This window comes from Desulfovibrio gilichinskyi (assembly GCF_900177375.1).
GTDB classification, from domain to species: domain Bacteria; phylum Desulfobacterota; class Desulfovibrionia; order Desulfovibrionales; family Desulfovibrionaceae; genus Maridesulfovibrio; species Maridesulfovibrio gilichinskyi.
This window is the reverse complement of record NZ_FWZU01000010.1, coordinates 20,804-31,185: the sequence shown is the minus strand read 5'-3', so window position 1 is coordinate 31,185 and position 10,382 is coordinate 20,804. Positions and strand designations below refer to the sequence as shown.

Sequence of the window (10,382 nt, the reverse complement as noted above, 5' to 3'; positions counted from 1 at the left end):
GCTTCGCACGATTGGCGAATATTCAGCTTTTCCTCTTTCACGGTTTCTTTTGCCATCTCTCGGCGTAGAGATGGCTTTACCACTTTTTTTCAAGGTCTTCCTTTACCACCTCATATTTCATCTGAGATTCGACATACATCTTTTTGAGTTGACTATTTTCCTTCTCAAGCTCTTTCATCCTGGCCATCAAAGATGCGTCCATATCGCCATATTTAGCGCGCCATTTGTAAAAAGCAGCATTGCTCATGCCGTACTCTCTACATAATTTGGTTACAGGGGTTCCGTTTTCAGCCTGCTTCAAAATATTTAATATTTGGCTGTCGGTATAACGTGATTGCTTCATGTGAATCCCCTTCGTTTAGTTTACGAGAAAATTCTACTTTTCAGAACAATTAATTTTCGGGGGGATTACCAATTAAAGGCGTTCATTATGTAGAAATAGAAAATTTATATCTGGCCTAATCTTCTTCAAACGTATGTAAATTTTGCGTGCAATCAAGTTTGGAAAAGGTAGATAAACAAAAGCCTTTTCAGGGGCATTTTCAATGCGTATGATTTCGGCTCCCATATGTTTTTTGCCTACTTTGGAAAGGTCTTCATCTATCCAAAATGAAAATTTGCATTGTGGATAGTTCGCTAACCATGTCCCAGCTATTGTTGACCCCAAAATACCTATATTCTCTTTAGGAATAGTTGCATCTATTTCATGAATAAAACTTAGGAGCCACGAATTCTGTTTATTAAGCAAAACTTTATTTAGGTGGAAATAGTTAATTAATTCAGTAGTTACTTTCATACGGTTGCTAATTCGTGCTAGAATCCCAATTTCTTTATCTCTCCATGAGTCAGATGAAGCAAGAATTTCAAAACCAGCTTTACGCGTGAGCTGCTCCAATGTTTCCAGCGTAAAAATTGAGCTATGGTCAACGATGGTAAGCTCAAAAGGATTGGTGGCAAGATTTCCTGTTTGAATGAAAACGATCCCGCCGTCAGAGAGTTTACCTTTAATTGTATATAGTATCTCTAAAGGGTTAAATAGATGTTCTATAACGTAGAGCATCGAAATAAAATCGAATTTAGCTGAGACCTTTTCAAGGGGGCCGGTGTAATAATCTTTAACCTTGGGGATAGACGTTATTTCAGGGCGAAGGCTTTCTTGTTGATCGCACCCATACAAGTCCCATTTTTTGTAGATTTCAGAAAAACATCGTAAAAATTGCCCTTTTCCACAGCCAAGATCGAGTATTTTACCTGAATCTTTAAGGTCAATTTCTTTAGAAATTTCCCCTAATAGTTGTTTATTTCTAGATTGTGGAGTGCCAGAGTCATGAAGAAGTTGATCTTTTGCATCACTTAGTGGATATGAGTTGTAGCTTGAATAAATATTAGCCACATCTTTAAGCCAATCAGCGCTCATTTGCTTTTGAACGTGCCCACAGTCACGACATATGCAAAATCTTCCTGTATCAGGCCATGGCTTACAGTCAGATGTAACTCCTTTGAGTTTAATATTTGGAAATTCTTCAATAGAGTGGCCTAAACAAAGTACACACTGGTTATTAGTTGACATGTATTACCTCATAGATATTTAGCTGTATGGAAGACTTCTTTGTATTTCTAGCTAAGTTTGCTTACATTAATTGCATACTTAATTTTGAATATTTGCGTGTGCACTAAGAAGAGTGTTACGTCTAATTTTTAATAACTCTTCTTCTGTAACTTTCATCATTGCTGCGGTACGTTTAATCTTTTCTGGAGTTTTAAAATTAATTCTATCCCATTCATATGTACGCAGAATGGTAAGGTCATTAATTGTAAATTCATCACCTTCAATCTGACCTGAATGCCACGATAAGTTTTCAGGAGAAAAATCTTTTTTAAAACTGTTATGCTCTACACATAAATCCCATAGTTTTGTATGTCGAAGAGGAACAGCTGAGAATAATTTTGTATAGTCAGTGTTTAACTCTTCCGCAAATGAGATTGTAGCTCTTATTTCATCCCATGTTTCAGTTGGAAAACCAACTATAAAGGCTGCGCTGATATATATACCTTTAGATCTTGCGAGGTTTACCATCTTCTTCGCATGGTCATAATTAATGGGTTTTCCAATAATTTCTTTTATTACTCGCTTTGTTCCTGATTCAATAGAAATGGACATAAATTCACAACCACTTCGGTGGATAAGATCAATTAATTCTTCATCAAGTTTAAAAACAGCTGTAGCGATTGAAGTCCATGGCATGACAAGATCACGGTCTATCATGCCTTGAAGTATATCAATTCCACGTTGGCGATCAGTAAATAAATTGTCATCGTCAAAAATTAATGACTTTATTCCGTAAGTTTCTTTAAGCCACATAATTTCATCCAAAACAGAGTTTGCACTGCGTGGTCTGAATTTGAGCCCCATGATTTTTTTCACCTGACAAAAACAGCAGTTTATGGGGCATCCTCTAGATGTAATAATTCGTGCAAACGGAAAGGCCCTAGGCCCATCCACGCTTTTGCGAGGAGCACTGTGGGCGTACTTAGCATAATCGATGAGGTGGTAGGCAGGTAATGGAAAGTCGTCTAAATTTTGTATAAAATCAGCTCGTCCAGTATCTATCACAGTTCCATTTTTTCTATAGAGTATCCCTTTCTCAGGAATTGGGAAATCTGATAAAAGGTGTTTGATCAGTCCTGTAAAAGCAATTTCACCTTCCCCGCAAACGATATAATCAAAATTCTCATCTGCAATGGCTCGGTCTGGATTGACTGTAGCATACACACCTCCCAGAATCACAGGTATTTCGGGAAGGGCTTTCTTTAATACTGAGGCACTTTTGTGCCCAGCTGCAGCGAATTGATCCATTAAAACCGTAAGGCCTACAACATCTGGGTTTATTTGTAATATCTTTTCTTTAAATTGGTTTTCAGTCAGATTCTCGGCATAGGCATCAATAATTACGACATCGTAGTCAGGTTCAAGTATCGCAGCCAACAAGCATAAGTTGTACGGTATAATATGCCAGAGTATTCTGCTGTCATTGGCAGCCCAGTTGTAATTGGGAACAATTAAACAAACTTTACTTTTTTTCATGGCCTAATCCTTAAACAATATTTCGCTACGCGAGTTAAATGTTTTTTGTAATAATTTATAAATCTTTGATAATAGTTTGCATTTAAGACAGAACTTTCTTTTGAGTAATATTCTATTTTGTCTTGTGAACTATTGCCTATTCATTGTATATAAAACTAACAAGATGAGGTCTCATTTTCATCAATACTTGCTTTAACATTTTGAATTAATTTGTCCATTGTCGGTAGTTCCCATCCTATTTCTGTGCCTGTTTTTCTAGCATCGAGTGAAGAAAATCTTGGATGATAGGTGATATTACGGTTTTTACAACTACTTTTTTGTACGAGCTTAGGACTAAAATTAAGTATAGCACACAGTTTTAGCGCAAAATCGTAATAGCTTATTTCTTCTAAAGCTGAGCAGTGATGTATGCCTGTTTTACCTTTTTCCATCAGTTTACAAGTCATAAACGCAGCATCTTCCATTAAAACAGGGGCAATAGATAAGTCTGTGAATGCACGGATGCTAATTCCGTTCTTCCATGAGTCTACCCACTCTTTAATAATGCCTAGATTATATCCCAGTAGCTTGGTATATCTGATAATTAATGCATTAGAATTATGTCTCGATAGAAATTTTTCAACTTCCTGTTTTTGCAATCCATAGTTTGTTACTGGTGAAGTAGGTGTTTCCGTAGTGACAAATGGAGTATTACCGTCAAAAACAGAAGTACTTGATGGAAAAACTACATTGGTTCCTATTGATATAAAATCTTTAGCGAGTTTAATAGTGTTAGCTACATTTGTGTTGAATGCATTCTTATCTTCTTCACATTTTTTATAGCCTGTAATTGCAGCTGCAATTATCGCCCAATCACTTTTAGGCAGTTCCGTAATCTCTGGCGGATTACTCAAGTCAAGTTTGTAACAATTACAGTCTTTGCGTGAAGTTACAAAGACAGTATGACCTCTATTCCTAAGTGACTGGGTTAGGCTTTTGCCCAATGTGCCGTCTCCAATAACAAGTATATCCATATGCACTCTGTAATTTTTAATTAAACGAAGGGTAAATGCTCTGGGTCAGCGTCTAAGTATTCATGAATAAGTTTATTTTGATTATTTGATGTGCAGTGGTGATTACAATCTCGTCTTGGCACAATTTTAAAAAAAGTTTCGCGGTTGTTTTGCCAAGCATCTTTGAATCTTTGATCTTTTATTGTACCTAGTACTCCGCAGTCTAAGTTATACGCTTTGTCATGACATGAGTATATCCGCTGATCAGCTCCTATAACTGGTAATATTTGTAGGTAAGGGCACCAGTCATAATCCTTTTTAAATCTCTCATCTAAATTATGGTATGAATCGAATATTTCAAAGTTGCGGTCTGTTAGTTTTTCTAGTGCTAATTGAATTTGATTTTTAACTTTTTCAAAAAATGGGGCATGGTATTCATTGTTTTCTTTACCACTGTTACTAACAAGGCAAGCAGTAAATTTGACACTGTTAACACCTAAATCCTTAAGTCGTTGGCCCATTTCGAAGACATGGTCGGTATTGTCTTTGTTTATAATGTAGTTTACCCCTAAGAAGCATTTCCCTCCCATGTTTTTAAAGTTTTCAATATTTTCCATAACTTTTGAAAATTCATCTTCAGAAATATTTCTGAATTTAGCATAGCTTGGCCCATCCCAACCATCCATTGAGACTCGCACCCATGTTCCGTGCAAAGCAAAGATTTCAGCAGCTTTTCCTTTAAGGAGTGCTCCATTTGTTAAGGACGCAATGCTTATCCCTCCATCAACAAGAGCCTGTGCTGTTTCTGCAAGATGTGGATAGCAAAAAGGCTCACCTCCTCCGCTAAATGTAACAGCCTTAACTCCCATTTCAATACAATCTTCAACAATTTCAGCCATTTTTGCCGCTGGAATGGTGTCTTTAATTGCCATGTCCTGGCCTAATTGCATATTTTTATCTCGGTAGGCACAATAAGAGCAGCTATGATTGCAGATATTTGTAGGTTTTATACGTATATGGACAGGAGCTAATGTTTTTTTTGATTCACGGGTAAGAGAGTCTAATTTTTCTTGGTAATGAAAAATTTTAAGTTTAGTGTAAAGTTGCATGAAATCCTCTCTAATTGATATAATAGTTGCAGTTGTATTGTACTTTAATAAGCAATTTAGCTGTTTTTTTGTAATCTGGGATAGATTAGGACTAATAACATTGATTTGTCATGATCATAATCCTAGCAACATCCGTTCCACCTTAGGCGCTTCAAATTTTCGCGATATATAATAAACCGCAACAACCTGTCCTTTAGAGTTTAAAGCCAAATCACCGTATCCACCGTGAAACCTTCCGCCTTTGTACCATGCTAATGTTTCAGGCCAGCTCCATGTTTCTCCGTGATCTTTTGATATGGAAAGAGCAACTCTGCATTTTTTACTTTTGCGGATCATTCCTCGGTAGAGCATAAGTATACTTTCATCCGGCAACAATAATAGGCTCGGAGCTTCCCCGTAAAGTCCTATAGGCTTCGGTGCGGACCATGTTAACCCGTCATCGTCAGAATGGGATTTAAACAACCCTTCGTAACAAGGTTGCTGCCTTATCAGCGCGAGTAATCTACCTGACTTCAGGCGGACAATAGAAGTTTCATTCAGTCTGAAATTTTGGTTGCTGAATTTGAACATGAGGGCTTTATCTGAAAACTCCAGAGTGTCAGGATTCAGTCTGAATGTACCGCTTCCTTCTCCGTTGTAAAACGTACCGATTAGCTTTGTTCCGTCTTGTGTCGGTACCATATGTCCGAAGCAGGCCCATTCCCCAGGTGGCAGATCAAGAGGTCTGCGTGCCGGAAAAGTGACACCTCCGTCTGTGCTCATGGAGAAATAATTGCGGCGCAATTTTGAAGTGTGAGTTCTTGTTATGAGCGTAACCCTTTTATCATCAAGTGCTGTAACAAGCGCGTCATGTTCGTTGGTCTCATCCTTTGCATGGCTAATGACAAGTTGCGGGCGGTCGAAATTATGTCCATCGTCAATTGAGCGGGTCGTATAAATATCACCGGCCATGCCATGATCCATTCTGTCCCGCAAATCCGGGCTGATATTTACAGCTCTGCGAAAGCCTACGAGCAAGTCTGTTCCTACTTGCGTGATTGTCGGGAAAGATTGATAGCCGCCCCATTCCCTTGGGGTTATACGTTTTGTATCCAGTCTTGTGATAGAAAATTTTAGTCGTGACATTATATTACTTACAATTTTTGAGTATGGTATCAAGAGTCTTTGCACTGGAGTCAATCTGTCTTTCAGTCATACCCGGGTGAAGAGGAAGTGTTAACAGTTCTTCATAAGCGGCTTCCGCTACTGGACAAAGACCTGCTCCTGTATTGAAGTGTTTTTTGTAGTATGGATGGTAATGGACAGGAATATAATGAACATTCACCCCGAACCCCTGACTACGCATTTCTTCAAAGGCCGCTTTACGCTTATTTGCCGGAACCTTGACTGTGTATAAATGAAAGGCGTGTTCAACTCCCTTCTTAATTTTAAGGGGCTTAATTTCGTAGTGATTGAGAAATAAAAAGCGGTATTTAGCTGCAAGTTGTCTACGTATCTGAAGAAAATTATCTAGTTTTTTAAGTTGGCTGATCCCAAGAGCGCATTGAATATCCGTGATGCGGTAGTTGTATCCAAGCTCTTGCATTTCATAAACCCAAGTGCATTTTTGTGAACGCGTCGAGGCGTCAACATCAATGCCGTGGTTACGAAATGTACGCATCTTCTTAGCGAGTTCATGATTATTCGTGAGGGCCATTCCGCCTTCACCCGTTGTAATGTGTTTGACTGGGTGAAAGCTTAAAACAGATATATCCGCTATGGATCCAGCTTGTTGTCCATGTTCATCTTTGGCTCCAAGTGCATGGCAACAATCACCGACAAGCTTGAGGTTAAACTCTTCGCAAATGGCTTTGAGAGCTTTGTAATCACATGTTTGCCCTGCATAATCCACGGCAATAATTGCTCGCGTCTTGTTGGTAATTTTTTCTGCAACGCTTTTGGGGTCAATAAGCAGGGTGTCGGGCTCCACATCAGCAAAAACCGGAGTTGCCCCCATGTAAACGACGCAATTGGCAGATGCAGCAAAAGTAATAGGGGAGACAATGACTTCATCCCCCGGCTTGATTTCAAGAGCAAACATTGCCGCGTGTAGAGCGGCCGTGCCGCTTGAGACTGCAACGGCATTAGTTACACCGATATATTTTGCTACTCCGTTTTCAAAATCTGTTACCGTCGGTCCTGTTGTTAACCAGTCACCGCGAAGCACTTCTACAACGGCTGCAATGTCGTCTTCATCAATATGATGCTTACCGTACGGGATCATTTTGTGTCGACCAACCTTAGAAGATCTTCCTTACTTAACCATTGCATGTTGGTGTCAGAGCTGTATTCAAAGTTATCTGCAACAGTAGCTCCAGAGCAATGAGTTTTGGATCGCTCAAAGAACCTATACGCAGGTTGAATTATAAAATATTTGCCGTATTCATAAGTGTTTCTGGCTTCGTTCATGGGGACCATTATTTCATGCATCTTTTCGCCGGGGCGTATTCCGGTAATATTCATTTCGCATTCCGGGCAAAGTGCTTCGGCCATATCACGGATCCGCATACTTGGTAATTTGGGAATAAAAATTTCGCCGCCCTGCATAACTTCAAGGCTGTTGATGACAAAATCTATAGCCGCATCCAAAGTTATCCAGAATCGGGTCATGTCGGGGTGAGTGATACGAACAGTGCCTGTTTCTCTGGCTTGCAAAAAGCGCGGGACAACACTACCGCGGCTGCCAAGTACATTGCCGTAGCGTACTACTGCGAATCTTGTTGCATCCGGTCCGGCGTAGCTGTTCCCGTTGATAAAAAGTTTATCTGAGCAGAGCTTCGTTGCTCCGTAAAGGTTTACGGGGTTAGCAGCTTTGTCTGTGCTGAGGGCTATTACACGGGAAACGTTTTTATCAATGGCCGCTTCAACAATATTCTGTGCCCCGAGAATGTTGGTTTTAACGGCCTCATAAGGATTGTATTCACACGCCGGAACCTGCTTAAGAGCCGCCGCATGAATGACAATATCAATTTTACTGAAAGCGCGTTTAAGCCTGTCTGCATCGCGAACATCACCTATAAAATAGCGCAGACAGGGGTAATCGTCAGGTGAAAAAATTTGCTGCATCTCATGTTGCTTGAGCTCATCCCGACTGAAAATGACAAGTCTTTTGGGGTGATACCTATTAAGGACGGTCTGAACAAATTTCTGACCGAAGGAGCCTGTTCCGCCAGTAATTAAAATTGATTTATCGTTAAACATTTATGCTCTGCCCACCTTTGAATATGGTTTAATGCTGAATCCCGTAGAAAAAAAATATTTCTTATTATTGCATGCATCTTGACTGCATGTCTCATCCATTTCCTGCATGGAAAAAGAAACTCGCACAAATGGAGACGGCTCTGCCTTAAGGGATGTAACCATTGCAATAAATGCATGATCCTTAATAACAGGGGCCACAGCAAGAGCTCTTTTTTTATCACCTATAGCAAAGATTGAGTCAGTTATACCCGTTGCTTGTGAGGAAGATACCAAAAAAGATACATTATTGCTATGGTCAAAGGATTTGTCTTTTAAAGAAAAAAATTCTCGATTACCGCCATTTGATGTTTCATAAAAAAGTTCATCAGTCTTCATTTGTCCGGTCATCAGTGTTACATGTCCAAGCCTCAATAAACCTTGCGGAGGCGAGTTTAATTCAAATTTATAAAGTATATCTATCTGTTGTTTATCTTTATAAATTGTGACTGCTTTGCTTAGACGGCCCTGATGTATCTCCATGGCACAGGAAATTTTTGTATATTCTTCTGTTTCAAATAAATACGGAGAGACTTTATAAAGATCCGTTTCCTTAGGACTTCCGGTTCCTTCCATAATCAAATGACCTGAGAAAAAGTCAGCCCCCAGATCAATACTTTTGAAATAACCGTGTTCGAGCGTTCCGAAGGATGGAATCATGTCATGGTCAGCAAAGGCCGCTTCATGTATTGCCAGTCCCTTTGCGGTATTAAGGGTCACAGCAGAAAGTGGTGTCTTTATATGGAGGAGTCGCCCCTTATGGTTTGATAGTTCTCCTTGAATTCTAAGCAGTGGTTCTCTAATCTCTGCACCTATAGACTTAGCTAGATTATTTAAACGGCTTGTAGCCGTTGCAAATCTTTCTTGAGTAATGTGGGTGCGAAAATCGCTGGACCAGCAAAAGCAGAGTTCCTTCCATTTCTCTTCTAAAGATCGATCATCTTGATTGAAATTTTCTAGTTCTGCAGCAATCGCGCGGCAAAGAGAATTCATGAAGAAGTCGTTTCTACCGCTTACAGCCCAGCGGGTTAGGTTGTATTTACGTTGTTTTTTTACCGGTACGGGCTGTTCTGCTGAACTTAAATATAATTTTTTGCATGCTTCAGGGCGGTTAAGATCTGCCAGAACTTTTGAAGGCAAATAAAATTTATGTCCGCGATCTCGCAGCGTATTGAACGCTGTCAGCATAATGGACCATTCACTTTCTGCCGGTTGATTTGCTTCTGTTTTATATCTTCCGGGTCTGAAATCGAAAATTTCTGCATCATTACCATAAACCGGCAGCCAACCGTCACCTGTATTCATATTTTCGATGTACTTTAGATATTCCGGTAATTCTAATTCGCCGTGCACAAATCGTTGCAACTTCTGGAAGACCATTGATCTGCTCCAGATGACAGGAATGGATTCGCCCTCTATTCCCATGGCGAGCTGTGGGAAATGCTGTATTTCCTCGCTCCAATTTTCTGCAAAGCGTGCGGGATTATCGTAGTCCATGAACACGCCTTTGTATCCGGCTTCCAGATAATGGGTGACAAGGCCAGCTGACCAAGCTTGTTCGTTTATCAGTGCTATTTTCGGGGTAATTCCCAGAATCTCTTTATAAATCTTATTGCCGATGCGTAAATTAGCTTTGTTTACGGAAGAGGGCACAAGAGGTCCGATTATCTGACCGTAGCCGCTTCCTATGAATTCACATTGTCCTAAGTGAAGCAGGTCGTGAAATTTTTTGATCCACGCAGGGTCTATATCTTGTATTATTTCAAGGGTGATTGCGGATGCTTCAATTCCTAAAGGAAACCCGTGTTTTTCGATAAGACTGAGCAACGGCCAATAGCACCGCTTGATTACTTCATGCCTGTGACATTCAGGAATGGAGGAAAACATCAGGTTGAGGTGGAATATTGCAAACAGTTTCAT

8 protein-coding genes and 1 pseudogene are annotated in these 10,382 nt (G+C 39.9%); all 9 read right to left on the bottom strand.

Translation table 11 applies throughout. From position 1 onward, the window contains the following. Nucleotides 1–343, bottom strand: a pseudogene (locus tag B9N78_RS17915) (transposase); the annotation flags it as partial. Between the two features lie 72 nt (nucleotides 344–415). Next, nucleotides 416–1,570, bottom strand: coding sequence for a class I SAM-dependent methyltransferase (locus B9N78_RS17910; RefSeq protein ID WP_085104856.1), 1,155 nt, complete (start codon nucleotides 1,568–1,570; stop codon nucleotides 416–418). Nucleotides 1,571–1,648: 78 nt separating this feature from the next. Next, nucleotides 1,649–3,085: a B12-binding domain-containing radical SAM protein gene (locus tag B9N78_RS17905; RefSeq protein ID WP_085104854.1), complete on the bottom strand. Its 1,437-nt coding sequence runs from the start codon at nucleotides 3,083–3,085 to the stop codon at nucleotides 1,649–1,651. A gap of 155 nt (nucleotides 3,086–3,240) precedes the next feature. Next, nucleotides 3,241–4,098, bottom strand: a complete 858-nt coding sequence (locus B9N78_RS17900) for an SDR family oxidoreductase (RefSeq protein WP_085104852.1) — start codon at nucleotides 4,096–4,098, stop codon at nucleotides 3,241–3,243. 20 nt (nucleotides 4,099–4,118) lie between these two features. Next, the gene (locus tag B9N78_RS17895; RefSeq protein ID WP_085104850.1) at nucleotides 4,119–5,186 is read right to left on the bottom strand and encodes a radical SAM/SPASM domain-containing protein; all 1,068 of its coding nucleotides are present in this window, start codon (nucleotides 5,184–5,186) and stop codon (nucleotides 4,119–4,121) included. A 114-nt stretch (nucleotides 5,187–5,300) separates the two neighbouring features. After that, nucleotides 5,301–6,311 (bottom strand): sialidase family protein, encoded by a 1,011-nt coding sequence (locus B9N78_RS17890; RefSeq protein ID WP_085104848.1) that lies wholly within the window; start codon nucleotides 6,309–6,311, stop codon nucleotides 5,301–5,303. A gap of 4 nt (nucleotides 6,312–6,315) precedes the next feature. After that, nucleotides 6,316–7,449 (bottom strand): UDP-4-amino-4,6-dideoxy-N-acetyl-beta-L-altrosamine transaminase, encoded by a 1,134-nt coding sequence (pseC, locus tag B9N78_RS17885; protein WP_085104846.1) that lies wholly within the window; start codon nucleotides 7,447–7,449, stop codon nucleotides 6,316–6,318. After that, the gene (gene pseB / locus B9N78_RS17880) at nucleotides 7,446–8,426 is read right to left on the bottom strand and encodes a UDP-N-acetylglucosamine 4,6-dehydratase (inverting) (RefSeq protein WP_085104844.1); all 981 of its coding nucleotides are present in this window, start codon (nucleotides 8,424–8,426) and stop codon (nucleotides 7,446–7,448) included. The genes pseC and pseB overlap by 4 nt, the downstream gene beginning before the upstream one ends. Beyond that, complete coding sequence (locus B9N78_RS17875) at nucleotides 8,427–10,382, bottom strand: glycoside hydrolase (RefSeq protein WP_085104842.1); 1,956 nt, start codon at nucleotides 10,380–10,382, stop codon at nucleotides 8,427–8,429.

What these genes read in the sequence shown, in the direction of transcription:
- B9N78_RS17910 (WP_085104856.1), bottom strand. Translation starts at nt 1,570, where the DNA reads ATGTCAACTAATAACCAGTGTGTACTTTGTTTAGGCCACTCTATTGAA.
- B9N78_RS17905 (WP_085104854.1), bottom strand. Translation starts at nt 3,085, where the DNA reads ATGAAAAAAAGTAAAGTTTGTTTAATTGTTCCCAATTACAACTGGGCT.
- B9N78_RS17900 (WP_085104852.1), bottom strand. Translation starts at nt 4,098, where the DNA reads ATGGATATACTTGTTATTGGAGACGGCACATTGGGCAAAAGCCTAACC.
- B9N78_RS17895 (WP_085104850.1), bottom strand. Translation starts at nt 5,186, where the DNA reads ATGCAACTTTACACTAAACTTAAAATTTTTCATTACCAAGAAAAATTA.
- B9N78_RS17890 (WP_085104848.1), bottom strand. Translation starts at nt 6,311, where the DNA reads ATGTCACGACTAAAATTTTCTATCACAAGACTGGATACAAAACGTATA.
- pseC (WP_085104846.1), bottom strand. Translation starts at nt 7,449, where the DNA reads ATGATCCCGTACGGTAAGCATCATATTGATGAAGACGACATTGCAGCC.
- pseB (WP_085104844.1), bottom strand. Translation starts at nt 8,426, where the DNA reads ATGTTTAACGATAAATCAATTTTAATTACTGGCGGAACAGGCTCCTTC.
- B9N78_RS17875 (WP_085104842.1), bottom strand. Translation starts at nt 10,382, where the DNA reads ATGAAACTGTTTGCAATATTCCACCTCAACCTGATGTTTTCCTCCATT.